Below are 22,484 nucleotides of genomic sequence, written 5' to 3'. Positions count from 1 at the left end.
AATATTGTGAATATCACCAATTGGTCGGACGAGGACAAGGAAAGCCTCGGCACCTTTCTGCAGTGGAATAGTTATCGTTCCAAGCGCCATCGGCTTTTCTACGTCAGCACACCCAAAGTTGCATGTACCTCGCTCAAATGGTGGTTTGCGTCTTTGGAAGGCCATGCAGAGGCGATTGAGACGAGCACGGACAGCAGCGAGTCGGACCCGGATCTTTTTATTCACGATGTCTTGCAAAAGCTGGCACCAGATATCGTGGGGCTGCCCTTGGAAGATTTGGCGGAGGCGCTGACTTCCCCAGATTATCTTCGCTTTGCAGTTGTCAGAAATCCATATAAACGCGTGTTTTCTGCTTGGCAATCGAAGTTATTACTGCGGGAGCCGCTTCAAATCGGACCCTACCGTGACCAGGATTTTTCTAATAGCCCCGTTGAGACTGCGACGGATATTGCTGGCGCATTTGAGCGATTTATGGAATATCTCGCAACACAAGAGGCGCCCAATTTTAAGGATCATCATTGGACACCTCAGGCAAGTATATTGCGGCCGGATCTCATTAATTACTCGCAGATTGCCAAAATCGAGGAGTCACGGGATCTTATCAACGAGTTGAATCGGTGGTTGGGAGGTTCTGCCGTCGATCCCTTCTCTATTCGGCGCACAAACGAGAGCATAATTCCGTTTCTTCCGGAGTTGTTGACGCCGAAAAGCATTGAATTCATCAGGGAAATCTATGCGGCTGACTTCGAGCTTTTCCGTTATACCTTCGATGTTCCATCTGCGCGTGAAACTTTCAGCTCTGAACAGTGGGATGTTGCACTCAAAGCAATCAAGTTTGTTCGTGCTAGGCATAAAGTATTGGGTCTACGCAACGATCAAATTATTAGTTTGAAAGACCAACTTACAGATTTCGACAGAAATCTCTCATACTTGCAGGCTGCCGAATCGAGACATGAAGAGACCAAAGCCATCCTGAGGGAGACTATCGTACGATACCAAGGATTTGGTTCTCGATTTAGACAGACAGAAGCTCGACTTAGGGAGTCCGAAGGTCTACGCCAAGTTATGGACGACCGCCTTCGACGGATCGAAGCTCAACGTGATGATATTGCGGCACGTCTCAGACACACCGAAGCTCAACGTCGCGATGTTGAGACGCGGCTTAATGATACACGGCAAAGGTTGCACGTTGTTGATGAAAAATTAGAAAAAATTACCACCTCGCAATCCTGGCGAGCCACCGCGCCGCTGCGAAACGTCAATAGCTTCGCTCTTCGTTTGCGAGCAAATTCGATCGTATGCAAACGATTGGTGCCACGAAAACTATATCATCTGCTGCGCAAGGTGTCTTGGAGGATGGCCGTACGAGAGATACGCGCCAGCGAACTATTTGACGCTAATTACTATAAAACTAACTATCCTGATGTAGCTGCAAGTGGTATCGATCCCGCAACGCACTTCTTGGTCCAGGGATGGAAGGAGGGCCGGAACCCTTCTGCCGCTTTCAATACGGCGCAGTATCTCTCTCATTATCATGATGTGGCCGCAACGGGCATGAATCCGCTGATTCACTACCTCAGATTTGGTAATCGGGAGGGCCGTGAAGCACCCATAGAGAATGCTTCGGAGGTGTGCGACGGCAGTGCGTCCATGAAATCTATTGGCGCGCCACAATTGGTAGTTAGTCAAGAACAGCTCACGAGCGAGATTGAAGCAATTCGCTTATCCGGTCGGTTTGACGAGCAGTTTTATCTCGCAATGTATCCGGAGTTGGCACTCAGGGAAGATGAAGCAATTGAGCATTATTGCAACCATGGATGGCGGCGGGGTCTGAATCCCTCTGATGACTTCGATACGAAATTCTACCTTTCAAAATATCATGACATTCGTAACGCGGGAATTAATCCGTTCTGGCATTATGTGAATGCCGGTGCCAAGGAAGCTCGACAGGCTGCACCCAAGTTGTCCGGCAAGTGGGAGGATGATATTTGGTTTGGAGAAATTCAAAGTGATATCAAACTGTTGGCATTCTATGCTTTTCCCAGATGGAATGAGTTGCGCCTTGGCCGTCCCGCGTTTGCGGGGCATTATCAACCAAAGAGGCCAGATAGTTGTTTAGGGTACTATAGTTCTGTCGACGCCGACGTTTTGCGCAAGCAAGCTGAAATGGCACAACGCCATGGATTGTTGGGCTTTTGTTTCGAACTGACAGTCGGCCCGCACGCCCATGAACAAGAAGTTGGTCCGCTTGATGTTCTTCTGAGTAACGACAATATTGGGATCAAATATTGTGTGAATATTCGGCTTTCGGGAATCGAGAAAATCGATTCCGTAGGCGGGATACTATCGTCCATCTTCGGTGATCGACGTTATATATGTGTCGGCGAGGCTCCGTTACTTATCGTCGACATTGACTCGGAAAGATTTGAAAATATTGTCGAACTACGTCGGTGGTTTCGTGATCGCGGTATGCCTTTGCCCTTTATCATTGGGCGGGGTGCCGTCGATTTTGATGATCGGGCGATGTTTACCGAACTTCTCGTAAATGGTTGCAGCGCTGTTCTGGACTTTCCACTTACTCCTGTACCTGGTGAGACAGGTGATTTTGCTCCCCTGGATAAGAACGGGATCGACGCTGTTCCCTACGGCGTTGTCGCGGCAAATGGCACATTGAGAGCGAAGCGAGCCGCAGACCAGCCACATTCGACGTATTCCACAGTCAGCCTCGCGCGAGACAATACTGCAGCTCGCGGAGATCGTTCGCTGGTCTATACCCGCTTCTCTCTTGAGTCTTATCGACGGTGGCTTGATCAGGCCATAACTAGTGCGCGCGCTGCGCATCCTGAGGATAGGCGCTTTGTTTTCATAAATGCTTGGAACAATTGGAATGAGGGCGTTTACCTTGAACCAGATCGAGAGGGTGGATTTGATCGGCTGAATGAAACGACGCGAGCGTTGGCAAATTTGGATTGCGGATTGCGTATGCCTAAAGTCTCCGTTGTTGTTCCAAACTACAACCATGAGCCATTCCTGCGTCGTCGGTTGGACAGCATCTATGGGCAAACCTACAAGAATATGGAGGTTTTGTTGCTTGATGATATGTCGTCCGACGGCAGCCGCGAGGTGATGGACGAATACCTCGCAACTTATCCCGAAATCACACGCACAATTTACAACGAAAGGAATTCAGGCAGCCCATTTCGCCAATGGGCCAAGGGCATAAGAGAGGCATCAGGCGAACTGATTTGGATCGCGGAGAGCGATGATTTTTGCGACGAGCGTTTTCTCGAGGTGCTGGTTCGCAGCTTTGATGACGAGGCGGTATTGCTTGCCTACGGGGACTCCGTCTTCGTTGATAAGGATGAATCGCCGCTCGCTGGGAATTTCAAAGCATACGTCGCCGACCTTAATTGCGCGGAGAAATGGACGCAACCCTATGTTAATACTGCGCATAATGAAGTTCGAGAGGCGCTCGGCATAAAAAACACAATTCCGAACGCCAGTGGCGTTCTTTTCAGGCGACCGAGTGAGTTGCCTCTCCTTGAAGACGAACAGTGGCTCTCGATGCGCGTAGCCGGCGACTGGTTATTTTACCTGCATATAGTTCTAGGGGGTAAGATCGCTTACAATCCTAACGCCGTCAATTTCTTTCGGCGCTACCCGGGAAGTACGGCCGAGGCGACCTATAGAAAGAGAATGTTCTACCACGAGGTCGGCTTAGTAAGCCGCGCGGTTGCCCGTCTTTATAACGTGCCTGTGGAAGTGCTGGAGCGTTGCAAAAAAGGGTACGCGACATTTTACAAGGCGATGGTCGGGGGAACAGATGCTGAATTTGCAGATTGGTACAATTATGAGGATATATTGCGAGCCCGCGCTAGCCGTTTGCCAAATGTACTAGTTACGACGATCGCCTTTTCACCTGGTGGTGCTGAAATACTGCCGATCCGGCTTGCCAACGAGTTCAAACGTCAGGGGCTGCCTGTGCTATTGCTCAGTTGTGGTTTGGCAGAGCGTGAAGACGGGATTCGTCGCATGCTCCGCAATGATATTCCGGTCGTAGAAACATCTGATGTAGCAGAGGTGAAGACCATAATTCAGCAATTTGGTATAGAGGCGCTCAATACTCATCAGTGGCATGTTCAAAAATATCCTTTGCAGGTCCACGATGTGTTTGACGACTTGCGGACGCATATTGCATCGCTGCACGGCATGATTGAACATGAGGCGTTTGAAGCGACTCGGGGGCAGATACTCGAGGCGGATCGTAGCGTAACCACCTGGGCTTATACTGCGGACAAGAATCTAGCGCCCTTTATCCAGCATGGTCTTTACGATGTATCCTCGCGGTTTCTGAAAATCCCGAATGGGATGCAGCCATCTCCTTTCGTTCCCATAACCCGTGAACAGATGGGTATTCCAGATGATGCGTTCGTTCTCTGCTGTGTAAGTAGGGCAATCCCTGAGAAAGGATGGTCAGAGGCAGTAGAAGCGGTAAAAATCGCGCGTAATCTTTCTGGACGGGATATTCGGTTAATCCTGGTAGGTAATGGTCCTGTTTACGACGATTATTGCAAGAATTCCGTACCCGACTTCGTTTATCTGGCCGGCTTCAGCGAAAATTCGGTCGGCCACTACGCAGCCGCAGACATGGGAATCATGTTAACGAAGTTCAAATCGGAGAGTTTCCCTCTTACCATTGTAGACTGTCTCTTTGCGGGAAAGCCGTACATCAGCACTGACGTGGGCGAAATAGGTAATATGCTAACCGTTGACGACGGTGTTGCCGGGGCCGTGATCGAGCTTCAGGACTGGGAAGTTTCAATTGATCAGGCTGCTAAAGAGATTGCATCTTTTGCATCAGATTATGAAAGATATAGCGAAGTCCGAACGCTTGTTCCGGCGGCGGCGGCTCGCTATCGAATTGATGTTGTGGCGTCGATCTACATAGACCTCTTTGTCGCGGGCGGTGATAAAAATTCAATCGGCAGCCGGAAACGAATAGTGCAGCTGTGACCCAGAATTCCATCTTTCAGTTGTGATGACCGCCCGCGCTTACTATCTAGGACGAGTATGATCGCGATAAATTCGAGTAACAATGACCATTGCCTGCGAGCTCTGAATCCGCGCCGAATTTGCGATGAGGTCTACTTTGACCGAATGTGTAATGATGCTCACCGGAGGCGGGCGAGCCGCGACAAAATCAGGGGGAGAGTGGGTTGAGCCATTCGATTAAAGGGGAAATTACATCGTCTAGGCGGTATCTAGTCCTAGGAGGCGGCGGCTTTATTGGATCACATCTGGTTGATGCCCTGCTTAAAAATGGACATCATGTGCGGTGCTTTGACCGGCCTAATTCACATCTGATAGGCGATCATCGCGAGAGCAACGAAAGGTTTGAGCTCTATCCGGGTGACTTTGCCAGCGAAGCAGATATTGCTGGCGCGCTGGAAGGGTGTGAAGTTTGCTTTCATTTGATTTCAACGACGCTACCGAAATCTTCTAATGCAGATCCGGTATTTGACGTTGAAAGCAATGTCATTGGTACGGTACGTCTTCTAGATCACGCTGTTAAGTCGGGACTTCGAAAGATCATTTTCGTCTCATCCGGTGGTACTGTCTACGGCGTGCCGAAGCACATTCCGATCCTCGAAAACCATCCAACCGACCCCGTGTGCTCTTATGGAATTACCAAGCTCGCGGTAGAAAAATATTTACAGCTTTTTCACACGCTATATGGAATAGATTATACGATACTGCGGCTGGCTAACCCTTTTGGTGAGCGGCAACGTTTGCAGGCTAGCCAAGGCGCTATCGCTGTGTTTCTTGGAAAGGTGCTCCGGGGAGAGACGGTCGAGATCTGGGGGGATGGATCCGCCATACGTGATTACATCTACATCAAGGACGTGATTGATGCGTTGATGGTGGCCGCAGATGAGACCAGGACCGAGCATGTGTTCAACATCGGCTCCGGTCGCGGCCATAGTCTTAATGAATTGCTGGATGCCATCGAAAAAATTACCGGCGTCATAGCGGACAGACGCTATCTGCCTGGCCGTAAATTTGATGTACCAACGAGCGTGCTTTCTATCGAAAAAGCAAAGCGGCTATTAAACTGGGAGCCCAAGGTTGGCTTCGAGGAAGGATTGCAAATCTTTACCAGCTGGCTTCGGACTAATAATCTTAGAGGCGTTTACTAGGCGGTAATGAAGATTAAGAAATCGGAAATCAGTTTGCCTGCGAGCTCCTCCAATTCGATTTATGAATATGAGTTCACAGTCTAGCTAGAGCCCAAGCAGCCTAGAACTTTGTAAAACGATTGACCTTCGCCGTCTCATCCATCTCCTTGCGACGGAAGTAGATTGCTCGCCCGCAGCGAATGGGACTGTGGCCCTGGACAATGATGATCTGTTCGTCTTTGCGCATCGACTGGGTGATTTCGTGCGGCATGATCAGCGGTCGACGCTGGAAGTTGATGCTTTCGGATTTGCGGGCGCTGCTATTGAAATTGCTCCAGCCGACATTGCGCGAACGTCCCTGGACTTCGACGGTCATCTCTCCGCATTGGGCGGAGACATTGCGCGCTGTGTCGAGCGCCTTGATCGCGGCGTAGGAGGTGAAGGCGCAGCCTTCGATCCAGGAGGTCGCACCATCTTTTCCGAAATGACGCTCGAGTTGGCCGACGGATTGGTACATCAACATCAATGTGATGCCATACTTACGCCCGCGGTCGCGCGCTTCTTCAAGAATGCGCATGTAACCCAGCAGATCGACCTCGTCGAGCATGAAGAGCGCGCGGCGGCGGAAGTCGCCGTCGGCCCGGATCATCGCGTTGATCAGCGAGCCGCTGATCACTCGTCCAATGCCGGGATAGGAGCGAAGGATTGACGCAGGGATGTTGAGGAAGACGTCCTTCCGCCCGGAAGCGATGTCGCTCGATTTGAACGCATTACCGCAGACCAGTGCGGCATAATTGTCAAGCGAAAGCCATTGCGTATCCTTAGACGCGGTCGAATATACGCCGGAGAAGGTCTGCTCCGCCATATTGGTGAAGACGCCGAGGGTCTCGCGGATAAAGGCGGACGCGGAATTTTCCTGGATGTCGCGCAACATGGCGAGCACCGACGGTTCCGGCTCGGATACGATTAACCTCAGGCTACGCAGGTTTCGGCGGCCGGCATAATCGGGCGATAGCATGACATGCGCCAGAAGCCCAGTTAGAAGATTATGCGCCTGGTTCTGGAAGTAGGAGCCAGTCGAGGTGTCGGAGCGTAGGCTTTCCGACAAAAGCATATGTGCGATCCCAACGATGTCCTCTTCCTTGTGTGTCGATCTCTCGATGCCATCAAGAACATTGAAACCCGTGATCGGATTGGTGGGGTCGAGTACCATGACTTCGCGGCCGAGCGCATGGGCGCGATGTTCGAGAACCATTGGCGCGACCTCAGTTGATGGATCAAGACAGATCAGCGGCCCCTTATAGCGCAGCGCTGTTGGAATGACATTGCTGGTTGTCTTGAAACCGCCGGAGCCCGCGAAGAATAACATATGGGTGGAATCGAAATTCTGACTGAAGGTTATGAGTGGTGCCTTGCCGCCTTGCCCCCAAGTCCGGCGATCGTTCGGATCAAAAGGCAACTTATGCACGCGATCACGGTCGACGCGGTAGCGCTCGCCGATGACGATCTCTCCGTCCGAGGGGAAGAGCTTAGCCACTTCCGGCATAGACAGCCAATTGGCATCGCCGAAAACACCGCGCTTGGCGCGCTTGATCGGATCGGAAATGACCATCGAAATGTGCGCGGAGATCGCGACAACACAAAATCCGAGAACGGTCCCCGCAACCGCGAAGACGTCGAGATAAGTGAACGCCTCGTTCCATGTGACAACGCCATTCTGGACCCATGGAACCAGGCGAGAATATTCCCGTAGGGCGTACAAGCCTGCCACGCATAAAAAGCAAAAGAGGCTCGCAAAAGCGATAGGCCGACGGCGATGCAGCGGCAATGCCGAAACCGTCAGAAGTGAGGTGATAGGTCCGAGAAGGAGATTGGGAAGAGGAACAGCTCGCAGGAACCAATAGGTCATTCGTGGCGGCATGCCGATCGCCAAATCCCGCCATTGCCATCCGGTGATACAGAGTGTTAGCGCTGTCGCTGCGACCGGCACCAGGGTGAGCAGTAAGCTTGGATGTAGTCTGTCTTTCAGCGCCATGAATAAACTTTCTCGGGCTGCAGTATTTCCCGTTCGTGGTAAGGCGCTTTGAACGCCGTCCTTCTAGTCTGTCGACGATCTGCTCCCTGTGCCGGACTAGCTCGGGGGCTGCCTGGTTCCGATCTTCTGGTTGATGGCCGCGCTACGTGCGCAACATCGTAACGGCGGTGTGGACGAAATTGATACTGCTGGTTCGCGCCGAGCGACCGAGGCGACGAGGTCGCCGAGCCGAAATGGCACTAATCTGATTGCCAGCCTCAAACCCACCGCGGTCCTTAATGCTCCATTCTATGTGAAGGCAAAGGAGGCGGTTCACGTCCAGCATCGAACCACTCGATCGCGTCATCGGAGATGGCCGCGAGTTTCAAAAGGCTACCCTCGAGAAGCGTTCGAATTCCGTAGAAAATAAGGAGGTTCCGGGCAGAAATGCGAACAAATACACCATCGTTGGTCGCCCGTATGATGGCGCAGCCGTCATCAAAGTTCAGAAATCTGTCGGCTCCTTCAGTGACCGCAGATTGGCTATCGTACCAAAACTGTGTGCCCCGCTCGGCAACAAGATCCGCAGGGCTGAGAGTTGCGTGTTCTTTCTCGCATTTGAACCTTCTTTCCCGCCCGTTGGAGATTATTGAAGGGCATAGCTCGGCAGCTTTTTGGCAAATCTGCTCAAGCGATACATCTGAATCGGATAAGGTAACGTAGGTTTCGGCGATATATTTCAGCATATCGATCTCGTCGGCCTTTAAGCTGGCGTTGCGGCTAGTTTCCGGTGTCAGTCAGAATGACGCTGATTGGGTCGATCATGGATTTGGTCCTCGTTCGGCGAGCGCCTCGTTGATCGCATGTCCCAACCCTTCAATTTCCCAAATGCCGTGCCCGGCGGTAGGGCAGACCCGCAGGCCCGCCTTGCCCTTTGCGACGGTGGGAAAGAAAATCGCCGAGGTGTAGAAACCTTTGTTGAGAATATGGGCCGCGGCACGAATGGATTGTCTTTCGCTGCCGAACTCTATGGTGCGGATTGGTAGCTTTGAGCCGGCTTGCTTGCTGGCAACCATCCTGTCGAAAGCAGCTAACCGAGCCGCAAGCGCATCCTGGCGCAACTTGAGCTCATCGGTACGGTGCAGCGCCTGAGACGCCATAGCGGCGCCGATTGCCGCCAAATTAAGCGACGCGGAAAAGGCGTAGGCGATCGAGAAGCGCCGGAACAATTCTTCCTGCCGAGAAGTGCCGAGCATCAGCAAACCGCCCGACGCTCCAAAGCCTTTGCCGAGCGATGCGGCAATGATTGTACGCTCGCCAAGGGCTGCGCCGACTTGGGATCGTACAAAACCCTCGCCAGACTTTCCGAACAAGGAAACGCCATGGGCATCGTCGATATAAAGAAACAGACCGTATCGATCCTGGAGTGCGAGGAGGTCGGTAATCGGCGCACTGCCGCCCATGGAATAGACGCCATCGCACACATAGACTACGCGCTCGTTGCGCCTGCAAATATCCTCGAGTGCGTTCAGATCGTTATGAGCAATCGTTTCAATCGGGGTTTCAGCGGCGATGACAGGTTTGTGAAATGCAAGCGTCGCATGCGCTAATCGGTCGAAAACGACCGTCGGTCTTTTATTCTCAGTGAGATATCCGGAGGCTAGGAGTGGTAGGGCACCCATATTGGCGGCGAGGACCGTCGTGTAGGTTATCACCCGCGCCGTAAACAAGTCGGAGAGCGCTTCTTCCAGCTCGCCTAGTAGGCTGAAATTAAGCCTCGTTCTTGCGCAGGACCAATGGAGCGCCTTGCATCGCTGCACCGCCTCTATTGCGCCTTCGAGGATGAGCGGGTGATTGTCGAGGCCGAGATAAGAGCAGCGAACGAAGTCAGTCACTTGTCTCTTCTGAGGCGCCATGGGCAACATGACGGAGCGATCCTTATCCGGATCGACGTAAAGCGCCATGACCCCCTCCTGCTCGGCCGCAGCAAGGTTTTGGTCGGCGGAAACAATCACGCTGTGTGTATTGCGGTAGGGTCGCGACACAGCGTTAGCGGTGGGCGGATGATGATCATCGCTCATGGGAATATCCAAATTGTTGGTAGCGGAACAATGATGCCGCAGAAGATGGATATCTGCTGCAGCACATCGCATCTCACTGAGGATGCGATGCTATTTTATTGCCGTGGAATGGGTCCACGAACAACGATCGTTCCGGTAATATTGTTTGAAGGTTCTGTGACGCCAATGTTTCGAACGCGAAAGGCTTGATAAACACAGCAGGCGGAATGTCACATTGATGCTCAACGGAGTTTCTCCGTGATCTCAGTGCTTACGAAGCCCGCTCTGCATTCTGACGGTCATCGAGCGCGTAACCGGTAGCACGCACCGTGCGGATAATATCGCGACCGAGCACGCGTCTCATGCCCCGCCGAAGGCGCCCGACATGAACGTCGACGGTGCGGGGCTCCACAAAGGTACCTTGCGGCCATGCAGCCTCGATGAGAGCGTCTCGGCTGAAGACGTAACCTGGTTTTTGTAGAAAATGCTGAAGAAGACGAAATTCGATCGGACTGAGTTGGACCTCCATGCCGTTGCATTCGACGCGCATGCTATCGAGGTGCATTGTGATTTCCGCATAAATAAGCGAATTGCCGGAGGCTCTTTCCGAGCTAGATCTAGCGTTGCCGTCTGGCGATAAGTCTGACAGATAAGATAGAAGGCGCTCTGGGTTGAAAGGGCGCATAAAAATTTCGCTCACGCCGGCCTTGAGCACTTCCAGATAAAGTTGCTGATTGCCTGCTCCCACGAAGACCGCGATCGGTAGGGCTTTATCGGCCAGTGTCTGCCTGATCTGGCTGACAAGATCGCCGATGCGGAAGACATCGCTTTGATAGTCTATTATCACGGCCGCCAAATCATCGGATTTCACGCTAGCAAGAGCTTCCTCCGCTCCTTCCACCTGTGAAGATTCAAAACCTCTCATGTTGAGGATCTGGGCGAGTAGAAGGTAGAATTCGTAATCCCTGGAACAAATGAGAATGAGTGGCTTCATTGATGATAACCTTTTGACCAGTGGCCAGCAGCACGCGGAAGGCTAGAAGGTCAGACATTCCGCACAGCCTCGGAGATTTTTGATGCATCAAAAATACCTGCTTTAATTGTGGCTCTCCCTTCTTTCACCGCACAATCGCTATTATTTATCTGTCATAATTTTATATTGCACGTAAAGAGGGAAAATTGTATCTGTTTAATCACAATTTTGTTGCATCAAATAGGAGCTTTGCGAGTTCAGTCGGCTCGCCAGGACACCGCCTGGTGGATCTTAAGATAAAATAGGAAGTGGCCAGGGATCACACGACATATGCGGCATCCGCGGTCGTGACTCACTTGTGAGAACAAAGTCCGGCCGAACTTCGTCCCGTGCCGGACATTCACGGGAGAGCTTCCTATGACATTTGCGGATAAATCAAAATATCGCCAGCCGCCGTCCTCGGATGATGACATCTCTATTTGGTCTGGCACGGACATAGGAGCCGCGGTCGCAGCCGCCAAGGCGGCCTATGGTCCCGGTGCCACGCTTGCTGTGGCTTGGTGCGCTCTAGGCGCGAAGGTGGATGGACGGCCTACCGACGCCCATTTCTGGTTTCAGGTTTTTTGCCTGCTAAGCGCCGGCGAACCTGCGGAGACGCGCCTTTCGAGTGGCGAAGACTCCGTAAATCCACGTGGAAAACCGCATTAGTGTGGATTTCCTGTGGTCACAAGTGGTGGGACAGAACCGATTTATCTTTGTACTTCCCGGTAATGCCCCACCGCTCGGAAGTTGGCACGGCGCTAAGCGATGAGAATGCAGATAGAGGGGAGTTTCCGAAAATGGCGGAGCGGCCTAGGATGGCGACCCGATAAGTGCCCACTGGGAGAAAGGCGACGGCATGGCCGACCGGCGGTAAGAAGGTTGACCAGAGCTTGCCAACAGCGCTTAGAGCTTTTGCCGCAGCTTTTCGATATGCTCCTCACAAATCGCTTTTACCAGTTGCTGCAGTGCGTCCGTACGTTCGCCAAGCCAGACCAGCGCTTCTTCGGTGATCTTGAAATGTTCTGAATAGCGGGCTTTCACGTAGGCGTGATTGATGATGTTGAACCAGGCAGTATAGCGCTGCCGATCTTGTGGCCAGATCTCAGCAAGCCGCCGATCACGACCTTCCGCAAGTGTCCTTAAATGGTTGAGGTTGTGTGAGGCAGGGCTGTAATTCGTCAATGTCAGCAGCAGGGTCGAATACGCCTGTTCAATCGCTTGATGGAGCAGGAATGCTGCTTCGTCCGTGTCGCCCTCGCTTGCGTAAAATCGAACGCCTTTGAGAAATTTTTTTGCCCTTTGAAATCTCTTAAAATGCTGTTGACCAACGCGATATTCCTCCGCCGGCGTGAGCGATTTTGGTTCGGCAAGTTCCTCGTCGTCGAGTTCGTAGAGAACGATGCCGTCGCGACGGATTTCGCTGAAGAAATAATTGCCGAGTTTCAGTGCCGTGTTGACCTCACGCAGCGAATGGACGTTGAGGCTGACTGGCGGCTTGACGATACGAGGAAAGCGGTCGGCCGCCTTTCGCCAGTATGAACCGAAGTCGGTAAGCTTGCGATTGTTGACGATCACCAGCAGATCGTAGTCGGACTTATAGCCTTTGCCGGTATGCTCTTCATCGACCCAATTGCCACGAGCATAGGAGCCGAAAAGAATGATCTTGAGGATGCGACCCTTCTTCTTGAAATCGGCGGTACCTTCTTTCAGCGCATCCTCGAATTCTTCATGCACGATCTCGACAATTCGCGACAATTCCAAGCGTTTGCGTTCCGGCAGATGATCGAGGCTGAACTTCATGGAGAGCGGGACCCTTTCTGATGATTCCAGTTGTAGGTACGATCCGACTACAACGCCAGTCCGATATTGATTCTATGCCAGCGGATAGGGTAGCAGAAGAGATCTTTCAGCCCTTGGATCGAATTCGGATTTCGAGGGCGCCTGCTCAATGATCTGCTCTGCGCAGGTAATGGTAACTCCGTATGTTCCCTTTATGTTCTTAGATTGCAAATAAGAAGTCAAGTTTGACTTCTGAGCATTAAGGCACCGATATCTTTGGGAAATGTCCGTTCGCCGGAGTCCTTCGGCATCCACCCATGGATTGATCCGACGCTTTAAGAAGGTAGCGGCGCGCGACAAAAGGGGTAATTTCTGCATCGTTACGAGGCCTCGTTAGGCAAGAGAGGTCCGCCTTCGAGCCTTTCTGCTCGAAGGCGGACCTCCTGCGGAGGTGCACTGTCGTGCGTAGACGTCAAGCGTTCATTCAATGAACGGTCTCTGAACGCTTATCTTCTAAATGTCATGGCATCCCATGATCACGTCCAATGTTTTTCACGTCGTTATCCTGCCTTAGCGAACCCAATTGTTCCACCGCTCCAGCAACTCTGGGGCATGCTCGTTAATCCATTTGGCATCTGGAATGACGATACTGTCGCGCACATCCTCGGCGCTCGGCATCTGGTCGCGAACTGCCTGCGGCATCATCATAATCGCCGCGCTGCTCGGCGGGGTACACAATAGTGCCTCGCAAACCTTGGCCTGGATGTCGGGGGAATCCAACCAGAAGGCGATAAGCTTCAGGGCATTGTCCCGATTGGGAGCCCCTTTGATAACCGTGAGGCGATCGCCCACCAGAAATGCTGCCTTGTTCGACCAAGCGATTGAACGTCCCTCTGCCTTGAGCGCGCTTGCCCTCGTTAGCCAGATCTGTCCAATGCTGTAATCGTTCTCACGGAACCCCTGGACGCTCTGATCCCCGGTTTTCCACCAGAGCGAGATGGACGGCCGCAATGCGTCAAGCTTCTTGAGGGCGCGATCGACGTCGAGCGGAAAGAGGTTTTCTCGTTTGACACCATCCGCCAAAAGGGCAGCCGCCATGACGCGCCACGGATCGTCGAAATTCGGAAAGGAGCGACCGCCCGGGAACTTCGAAGTATCCCACATATCTGCCCAGGTCACGGGCTGGTTGCCTTTGAAGGCTTGCGGATCGTAGGCCATCAATGTGGCTGTCGAAAACAGCCGCACGCCGGCCGGGATGCAGGCATCGGGAACAAGATCCTGACGATCCTTGAAGTGTGTGCAAAAGCTATCAAGCGGTTCGGAAATTGCGAGATGATCCTTCGAGCTCACCTGGATTTCTCCATTGGGATAGAGATCCCAGCTAACATTGCCGGTTTTCACCATCGCGGTTGCCTTGGCGCGCATCTCCGCGTTGGTTGCCGCCACGGAAACGACCTGGATACCGGTCTTGGCGGTGAACGGCTCGAACCACCATTTGCGTAGCGCCGCATCATAGGCGCCGCCAGTCGTGGCGATCACGACCTGCTCGCTGGCAAATGCTGGATTGGGCGTTTCTCCTAGAAGAATGGCTGCGCAAAACATAGCAATGCCGCTCAGCCGGATGGCTGCTCTTTTTGTCATCAATGTTGCCCTCTTATTGTCCCGCCTGCAGCGGGCGTTTTTGCCGCTAGTGTTGCTCCCGGCGGCTGTTCAGGAGATGTATGGAACCCATCAAAAGCAGCGAGACGGCAACTACGATGACCGAGACGGCGGCAATGACAGGCGTCAGGTTGAAATCGATGTCCTCGAACATTTTCCGGCTAATCGTCTTCCCGCCGGTATCCGAGATGAAGAAGGCCACGGTCGCCTCGTCAAAGGAGGTCAGGAAAGCAAAGACCGCAGCCGTCGCTACGGCGGGCGAAAGATTGGGAAGTGTCACGGCAAAGAAGGCTCTGAGCCGCCCCGCTCCGCAGCTCAAAGCCGCCAGTTCCAGTAACGGGTCCATTCTTTCCAACGCTGCAGAAACGATGATGACCACAAAAGGTACCGCCAGCACCGAATGGGCAAGGACGAATCCCGTCAGATTCCCGGTCAGTTGCAAAGGTGAGAAGACCAGATAGAGCGCCACGCCGAAGACGATTGCCGGGACGATCATCGGCCCAAGGCATAGGGCCTGGAGCAGCGCCTTGCCCGGTAGTTTGCCACGTACAAGAGCAACGGCCGCCATCGTCCCAATGATCGTCGCTACCACAGTGGTTAGTGCGGCGATCTGGAGGCTGAAAACGGTCGAGCGCACCCAGTCGGGATCGGACAGATACGCCTCGAACCAGCGTAGGGTCAGTCCCTGCGGTGGGAAGGTGATATAGGAGGCATCGTTGAGGGCCAACGGTATCACCAGCAGCGTCGGAAGGATGAGAAAGAACAGCACTGCCGCGATCATCAGATTGGATGTATGCCGTGCCATCCATGGCCAGACCGAACGATACCGGCGGACCTCGGACGATGATGTTGCCAATCGCTGGGTAAAGGATTCAGATTCAATGGACACTGTTCAAACCTTTGCTGAAAGAAAGCGCGCGGCGAAAGAGCAGCACCAGCACCAACGTCGCGGTGAGCAGGATGACTGACAGGGCGGCCGCAAATGGCCAATCCAGAAGGACGATTGTCTGCTGGCCAATCAGGGTCGCCATCATCAACGCGCCGGGTCCACCGACTAGGGCGGGCGTGATGTAAAACCCGATGGCGAGAATGAAGCAGATGACACAGCCGGCGAAGACGCCGGATAGGCTGAGTGGAAAGGTCACGCGCCAAAAGGCGACGATCCGGCTGGCGCCGAGATTTCGTGCCGCCTGCTCATACGCGCTTGGCACCGAACGCAAGGCAGAATGGATCGGCAGGATCATGAAGGGCATCAGCACATGCGTCATCGCGAAAATGACAGCGCCCTCCGTATAGAGCATTTTCAACGGCGTCGACATAATACCGAGCTGGATCAGCCCGTCGTTGATGATGCCGTTTCGACCCAGCAGTACTATCCACGCATAGGAGCGGACAAGCACCGACGTCCATAGCGGAATGAACAAGCATGCCGTTCCGAGCTTTACCCACTTGCCGCGCATGCGCGCGATCGCATAGGCGGTCGGATATCCGATTGCAAAACAGGCAACGGTTACGATCGCCGCGATGCGGAAGGTTCTGAGCAGGACCTGAATGTAAAGTGGATTGTCGAACGCACGCTGGTAGGGGGCAAGGGGGGCATCCCCGGAAAGGCTGATGCCGATGAGCCTGACCACTGGATAGATGAAGCCTCCCGCCAAGAGGAGGAGGAGAGGCAGGATCAGCAAGATGGCCAATAGCGGCGAATAATGTTGGCTCGATCCTGTGAGAATCCAGTTGCGGAAACTGCCGGTCGATTGGCTCGCGAAGGATGATGCCATGGATTAGACCTCCGCTTTTGCAAACAGCCGCAATGCGTTCGCTTCTGGGATGACGTCAACCAAGTCTCCCTGATGAAGGCCTGCCGCTACATTTCCGACGGGCATCTGGATCTGGAGGAGGCGGTCATCGCTGTTCTGGGTTCGTACGAAGAAGAGGAAAAACGAACCGGCGAAAACAGTTGCATCTATGGTGCCCGTCAGAATGGCGCCGCGGTCGCGACCGTGAGGGGCCAGCGACAGCCGTTCGGGGCGAACCGCGATACTGACAGCTTGGCGTGGGGAAAAGGGGCTTGCCCCGTCTTCGGCAGCCGCCGCAGCAACGACATTGCCGCCTTTTGGCCGTATCATGTACTTCCCGTTATCTTGACCGAGATATTCGCCGTCGAGAAAGTTCATGCGGCCAATGAAGTCTCCGACAAAGGCTGAGGCAGGCGAACGGTAAAGATCGAGCGGCGATCCCACTTGAGCCAGGCGACCTTTTGCGACCACCGCAACGCGATCAGACATGGTGAGCGCTTCCTCCTGATCATGCGTCACATAGACGACGGTCGCCCCAAGGCGTTGCTGCAAGCTCTTGATTTCCAATTGCAGCGCCTCGCGCAGTTTCTTGTCGAGGGCGCCAAGGGGTTCGTCCATCAAGAGAACAGGTGGCTCGAAGACGATTGCTCGAGCGACGGCGACGCGTTGCTGCTGACCTCCGGAGAGTTGATGGGGATATCGATCGCCATAGCCGTCGAGGTGGACCTGCGCCAGTACCGCCTTCACCTTGCGGCTGATGAGATCTTTGTCCATTCGGCGCATGCGCAACGGAAAAGCGATGTTGGCCGCAACCGTCAAATGCGGAAAAAGGGCATAGCGCTGGAACACCATACCGATGTTGCGCCTGTTTGGCGCCATATAGGTAACATCGCGACGGCCGATCATGATCTGGCCGTTGGTCGGGCTCTCGAAGCCCGCAATCATCGTTAGTAGCGTCGTCTTCCCGGAGCCCGAAGGGCCGAGGATCGACAGGAATTCACCTGCCCGGATGGCAAGCGAAATGCCATCCACGGCAAGCGATGTGTCATATCGCTTTTCAAGCCCTTGCAGCGTAAGTGCTTCACCAATCAAAGTCCCTCTCCTTATTTTTGTCGTTATGAACGTTTTCGTTTGCGCCGGCGCTGCAACTCACTCACCGATCGCTTGGCTTCTGGTCCGGTTCCCGAATTGAACTTTGGGAAGACGGAAATTTGCGAACGTGGTATGAGTTTTAATGTCACATAATGTTTACAAGCACGTCGCTTTTCATTTTTGTTGCAACAAAATGAACGTTTGTCAAAGGAAATTGGAGAAATTTTCAATGGAAATCGCACTGGAAGACGAAGAACGCCATCGACATCAGCCCAATCGATTGGGCGAAATGGCGTATGGCAACATGAAGGAGCGACTGATCCGGGGCGCTTTTTCCCCTGGAGATAAGCTCACGATCCGTGCGGTTTCGGAAATGCTGGATGTCAGCACGACGCCCGCTCGTGATGCCATCAACCGGTTGGTGATTGATGGGGCGCTCATTTACTCCGGCCCGAAAACCGTTATCGTTCCTCGCTTAAGATTGTCGGATCTCGAGGAGATCACGCAGATGCGCCTGGCCTTGGAAGGGCTGGCGGCAGCGCTGGCTGTCAAGGCCGCAGGCGAAGCGACGATCGAAGAGCTTGAGCAACTTCAGACAAAAATTGACGCCGCATTAGACGAAAAGCGTTATTTTGACGCCCTTTGGCATAACAAGGAGTTCCATTTCGCGATCTACCGCTTGAGCGGTATGCCCTATCTTTTGCAGACGATCGAGACCCTGTGGCTGCGGGTTGGTGCGTCATTTAATGGCCTCTACCCAGAATTTTCCGAGACCCGTCACGGTGCTCGCAACCATCGTGCCGCGATAGAGGCGCTCGTTGAAAAGGATGCCGCCGCTGCCCGCGCTGCCATCGAGAACGACATTCGTGATGGATTTCGCCAGATGAAAAAAATCACCGCTGACCACGATCAAAGGAATCTCTCTCGCCGCTGAATAATTATGTTGCACTTTCCTTCTCTCCGTGTTTTTTTGTTGCAACAAAAATGTGAACGGGATGCGAACGCGCATCTCTGCATGGAGAGGGCAAGGCATGCTACATCAGGATTTTCCATCATTTCGGCGCGCAGCGCTCAGATCGCGCTCGCAATATTTCTTCGAGCGAGGGCGGATCGTGTTTCCCGATGGAACCACGCGCGTCACCGTCGAGCGCGACCCTCTGCCAACGTATATTTCTCGTGGTGAGGGTGCCTATCTGATTGATGTCGACGGCAATCGGCTCCTCGACCTCAATAACAATTTCACGACGCTGATCCATGGTCATGGTTACCTCCCCGTCGCCGACGCGATCGCAGATCTGCTGCAGAAAGGAACCTGTTTTTCCAATCCAACGGAACACGAGTTGGGATTAGCGGAATTGCTCGTGCAGCGCATTCCCGCGATCGAGCAGATCCGCTTCGTCAATAGCGGCACCGAGGCCGTCATGTTCGCTATCAAGGCGGCGCGCGCCTTTACAGGGCGGTCGCGCATTGCCCGCGTCGAAGGAGCCTATCACGGTGCCTATGATTGGGCCGAGGTAAGCCAGGGCGCGTCGCCCGCATCGTGGGGCCTCGCGGACGCCCCCGCATCCACGACCTCTTATATCGGTGCGCCGCAAAGTGTGGCCGAAGAGGTCGATGTGATCCGTTTCAATGATGTCGAAGGCCTGGAGCGAAGGATGGCTGCGTCTGGTGGCGACCTTGCTTGTATCCTGATGGATCCCATGCCTAGCAGGGCGGGTTTGCTCGCTCCTGAGCCAGCCTTCCTCGAAGCCATTTCCGATCTCGCCCGACAATATGGCGTTCTCGTCGTAGCCGATGAAGTGCTGAATCTGCGTCAGGGATATCGCGGTGCATCGGCGCGTTTCGGGCTGGTGCCGGATCTTATCGCCGCCGGGAAGATCATCGGCGGCGGCTTCCCAGTCGGCGCGGTTGGTGGTCGCAAGGAGGTGATGGCGGTGTTCGCAAGCTCAGGCGCGAGGCCAGCGGTGCCACAGGGCGGTACCTTTTCGGCCAATCCGGTGTCAATGGTCGCAGGAAGGGTGGCGATGGAGGCACTGACCTCGGCAAGCTTCGAGCGTCTTGATGAAATGGGTGCGCGTGTGCGCGACGGTCTTTCTGCCGCGATCGTGCGTCACAACGCCCCATTTATCGTTACCGGTTCGGCTTCGCTTTTTCGCATCCACCCGAAGCGGCAGCTTCCCCGTGACTATCGGCAGGCTTTTCCGACACCGGAACAGAACAGTTGGATGACCAATCTGACAAGCCACTTCCGTCAGCTCGATATCCTCCTGCCCTTTGGGGCCGCTGCCTGCCTCTCCACGGCAATGACGAACACCGATCTTGATTTGATCGTCGAAGCCTTCGGCGATTTCCTCGAAACCTATGAAACCGATTTTGCTGGAGCAACCGCATGACCCCGAAGTCCTTGGAAACTGTCGCCGAATGCCTGGCTCGCTCGCTGGTGCGCCATGACGTCACCCATATATTTGCTCAGAGCCTACCATCAGCGCTCATCCTGGCTGCCGAAACGGCAGGCATTCGCCAGGTCGCTTACCGGCAGGAGAATATGGGCGGCGCCATGGCCGATGGTTATGCTCGCCGATCCGGAAAGATCGGTGTGGTGGCTGCCCAGAATGGTCCGGCCGCCACGCTGCTCGTGCCCCCCATGGCCGAAGCGCTGAAGGCGAGCGTTCCGATCGTAGCACTCGTGCAGGAAGTCGAGCGCGATCAGATGGATCGGAACGCGTTTCAGGAGCTCGACCATATCGCGCTCTTCCAATCCTGCACGAAATGGGTACGCAGGGTCATGGTCCCGGAGCGAATTGAGGACTATGTCGATGCCGCCTTCACTGCTGCTGCCTCCGGCCGACCCGGGCCGGTCGCGTTGCTGTTGCCTGCCGATCTGCTGCGCTCGGAGCTCACTGTCAAAACCCCATCACGATCTCTGAATCTCGGCCATTGGCCGCTTGATCGGTCGTGCCCTGATCGCGCGAGTTTGCAAAGGGCAGCGGAGTTGATCGCGAATGCTTACAATCCTGTAGTCATCGCGGGTGGGGGTGTGCTTAGCAGCGATGCTTGCTATGAACTGGCCACGTTGCAGGATCTGGCTGTACTCCCAGTCTTAACCACCAACATGGGCAAGGGCGCGGTTAATGAATATCATCCGCTTTCGGCCGGCGTTTTAGGATCACTCGTCGGTCCGCGGTCGCTCGGGCGCCATACGGCTGCTCTCGTCGGTGAAGCGGACCTTGTCATTCTGATTGGAACGCGAACCAATCAGAATGGCACGGATAGTTGGAGGCAAATTCCTGCTGGTGCTCAGGTGATCCACATTGATGTCGATCCTCAGGAGATCGGCCGCAATTATCAAGCGCTGCGCCTGGTCGGGGATGCGCGCGAGACGCTCAGAGAGCTTGTTCATGCCCTGAACGGGCAAGATTTATCCCAACGTCGGGACCAACGTGCTGCTATTACCGACCGCATAGCCGAGTGCTGGCGGCGGTTCGATGAGGATCGGCATCAGCTCGTGCATGCTACTGCCTCGCCGATCCGCCCGGAACGCATCATGGCAGAATTGCAGGCGTCATTGACACCGCAAACGACCGTCGTTGCGGATGCAAGCTATTCATCGATGTGGGTCGTCGGCCAATTGCGATCGCTTACTTCGGGAATGCGGTTCCTGACGCCGCGCGGCCTTGCGGGGCTGGGATGGGGGCTGCCTCTGGCTCTTGGCGCAAAGGCAGCTAGACCCGAGCATCCGGTGGTCGCCATCATTGGCGACGGCGCGTTCGCTCATAGTTGGGCGGAGATGGAAACCATGGTTCGCTCCGATCTTCCCATAACTATCATCCTTCTCAATAACGGTATCCTCGGTTTCCAACGGGATGCCGAGACCGTGAAGTTCGGGCGCTTCACATCGGCGTGCCATTTTGCGCCTGTCGATCATATGAAGATCGCTCAAGCCTGCGGATGCCCGGCGGTTCGCGTTGAAGATCCAGCCGAGCTCACGGCTCATCTACAGGGTAGTCTGGCAGGCAAGGGGCCGCTGTTTATCGAGGTCATGACAGATCCTGAGGCTCATCCGGCGTTGTCCTTGTTTGCCGGCTTGGATGAGGCTGCATGATGCCAGAGCCGTCTCGCATCGCCGTCGTGACAGGAGGCACGAGCGGTATCGGATTGGCGACGGCGCGAAAGCTATTGACGGCGGGGCATCGTGTCGCCGTCTTCAGTCACAGCGCTAAAACTGTGGCCGACGTAACTGCCGTGCTGTCCGCGGAGTTCGGATCTGGACGGGTCGTAGGCCGAGTTGTCGATCTGTCGGATCCTGCGGCTGTTGCCGACTTCTTCAAAGAGCTCTCATCCATCTGGGGAGATGCTGAAATTCTCGTCTGCAACGCCGGGATATCGCCGAAGGGCCTTGCTGGTCCTCGGCAGTTCGAGGATATCGGGCTGGAAGAATGGAACGAAGTGCTGGCCGTTAATCTGACCGGTACCATGTTATGTTGTCAGGCAGTCCTCAGGGGAATGCGACAGGCGGGATTCGGCCGCATCATTTTGATCGGATCGCTCGCTGGGCGCACACGCCCTCGCATCGCCGGCGGTGCTTACGCCGCCAGCAAGGCAGCACTGGCCGGCCTGATGCGCGCGCTTGTCGGGTCGTGCGGTCCTTTCGGCATAACCGTTAATCTCGTGGCGCCCGGCAGGATCTTGACGCCCCTGACTGGCGATCCCAATACGCCAACCAATCGGGACGCGGTTGCACGCATTCCTTCTGCCAGATTGGGAACGCCGGAAGACATCGCCGCTGCCGTTGCCTTCCTGGCGTCGGAGGAGGCGGGTTTCGTGAACGGTGCTATCCTCGATATCAACGGGGGCGAATATGCGCCAGCCTAGAGCCGTACCACGGTCTGGCGG

Annotated in this window: 15 protein-coding genes; 6 read left to right on the top strand and 9 right to left on the bottom strand. The window is 54.4% G+C overall.

Annotated features, from left to right (window positions below; translation table 11 throughout):
- Positions 1-6: 6 nt before the first annotated feature.
- Entirely contained in the window at positions 7-5,013 is a 5,007-nt protein-coding gene (locus ACYJRZ_RS23120; RefSeq protein WP_459462905.1) for a glycoside hydrolase family 99-like domain-containing protein, read from the top strand.
- Between the two features lie 203 nt (positions 5,014-5,216).
- Complete coding sequence (locus ACYJRZ_RS23115; RefSeq protein WP_459462903.1) at positions 5,217-6,197, top strand: NAD-dependent epimerase/dehydratase family protein; 981 nt, start codon at positions 5,217-5,219, stop codon at positions 6,195-6,197.
- Positions 6,198-6,297: 100 nt separating this feature from the next.
- On the opposite strand, the gene traG is transcribed toward ACYJRZ_RS23115, so the two are convergent.
- The 9 genes from traG to ACYJRZ_RS23070 form a co-directional block, all read right to left on the bottom strand.
- Positions 6,298-8,211: a Ti-type conjugative transfer system protein TraG gene (traG, locus tag ACYJRZ_RS23110; protein ID WP_459462901.1), complete on the bottom strand. Its 1,914-nt coding sequence runs from the start codon at positions 8,209-8,211 to the stop codon at positions 6,298-6,300.
- 275 nt (positions 8,212-8,486) lie between these two features.
- Positions 8,487-8,936 carry an SMa0974 family conjugal transfer regulator gene (rctB, locus tag ACYJRZ_RS23105; protein ID WP_459462899.1) on the bottom strand — a complete coding sequence of 150 codons (450 nt, stop codon included), beginning with the start codon at positions 8,934-8,936 and terminating at the stop codon, positions 8,487-8,489.
- 75 nt (positions 8,937-9,011) lie between these two features.
- Positions 9,012-10,271, bottom strand: coding sequence for an 8-amino-7-oxononanoate synthase family protein (locus tag ACYJRZ_RS23100; RefSeq protein ID WP_459462897.1), 1,260 nt, complete (start codon positions 10,269-10,271; stop codon positions 9,012-9,014).
- Between the two features lie 250 nt (positions 10,272-10,521).
- Positions 10,522-11,244, bottom strand: coding sequence for a winged helix-turn-helix transcriptional regulator (locus tag ACYJRZ_RS23095; RefSeq protein WP_459462895.1), 723 nt, complete (start codon positions 11,242-11,244; stop codon positions 10,522-10,524).
- Between the two features lie 924 nt (positions 11,245-12,168).
- Positions 12,169-13,065, bottom strand: coding sequence for a nucleotidyltransferase and HEPN domain-containing protein (locus tag ACYJRZ_RS23090; protein ID WP_459462893.1), 897 nt, complete (start codon positions 13,063-13,065; stop codon positions 12,169-12,171).
- A gap of 549 nt (positions 13,066-13,614) precedes the next feature.
- Positions 13,615-14,646, bottom strand: a complete 1,032-nt coding sequence (locus ACYJRZ_RS23085; protein WP_459463007.1) for an extracellular solute-binding protein — start codon at positions 14,644-14,646, stop codon at positions 13,615-13,617.
- 85 nt (positions 14,647-14,731) lie between these two features.
- Entirely contained in the window at positions 14,732-15,508 is a 777-nt protein-coding gene (locus tag ACYJRZ_RS23080) for an ABC transporter permease (RefSeq protein WP_459463005.1), read from the bottom strand.
- Between the two features lie 73 nt (positions 15,509-15,581).
- Positions 15,582-16,481 carry an ABC transporter permease gene (locus ACYJRZ_RS23075; protein ID WP_459462891.1) on the bottom strand — a complete coding sequence of 300 codons (900 nt, stop codon included), beginning with the start codon at positions 16,479-16,481 and terminating at the stop codon, positions 15,582-15,584.
- A gap of 3 nt (positions 16,482-16,484) precedes the next feature.
- A complete protein-coding gene (locus ACYJRZ_RS23070; RefSeq protein WP_459462889.1) occupies positions 16,485-17,591 on the bottom strand; it encodes an ABC transporter ATP-binding protein in 1,107 nt (368 codons plus the stop codon).
- Between the two features lie 229 nt (positions 17,592-17,820).
- Between ACYJRZ_RS23070 and ACYJRZ_RS23065 the strand changes: the two genes are divergently transcribed.
- The 4 genes from ACYJRZ_RS23065 (at position 17,821) to fabG (ending at position 22,463) form a co-directional block, all read left to right on the top strand.
- Complete coding sequence (locus tag ACYJRZ_RS23065; RefSeq protein WP_459462887.1) at positions 17,821-18,525, top strand: GntR family transcriptional regulator; 705 nt, start codon at positions 17,821-17,823, stop codon at positions 18,523-18,525.
- Between the two features lie 97 nt (positions 18,526-18,622).
- Positions 18,623-19,984 carry an aspartate aminotransferase family protein gene (locus ACYJRZ_RS23060; RefSeq protein WP_459462885.1) on the top strand — a complete coding sequence of 454 codons (1,362 nt, stop codon included), beginning with the start codon at positions 18,623-18,625 and terminating at the stop codon, positions 19,982-19,984.
- Positions 19,981-21,693, top strand: coding sequence for an acetolactate synthase catalytic subunit (locus ACYJRZ_RS23055; RefSeq protein WP_459462883.1), 1,713 nt, complete (start codon positions 19,981-19,983; stop codon positions 21,691-21,693). Before ACYJRZ_RS23060 ends, ACYJRZ_RS23055 begins: the two co-directional genes overlap by 4 nt.
- Positions 21,690-22,463, top strand: coding sequence for a 3-oxoacyl-ACP reductase FabG (gene fabG, locus ACYJRZ_RS23050; RefSeq protein WP_459462881.1), 774 nt, complete (start codon positions 21,690-21,692; stop codon positions 22,461-22,463). The genes ACYJRZ_RS23055 and fabG overlap by 4 nt, the downstream gene beginning before the upstream one ends.
- Positions 22,464-22,484 lie beyond the last annotated feature (21 nt).

It is taken from the genome of Rhizobium sp. No.120, assembly GCF_054558365.1.
The sequence above is the reverse complement of the archived record's forward strand: the minus strand, read 5'-3'. Positions and strand labels throughout refer to the sequence as shown.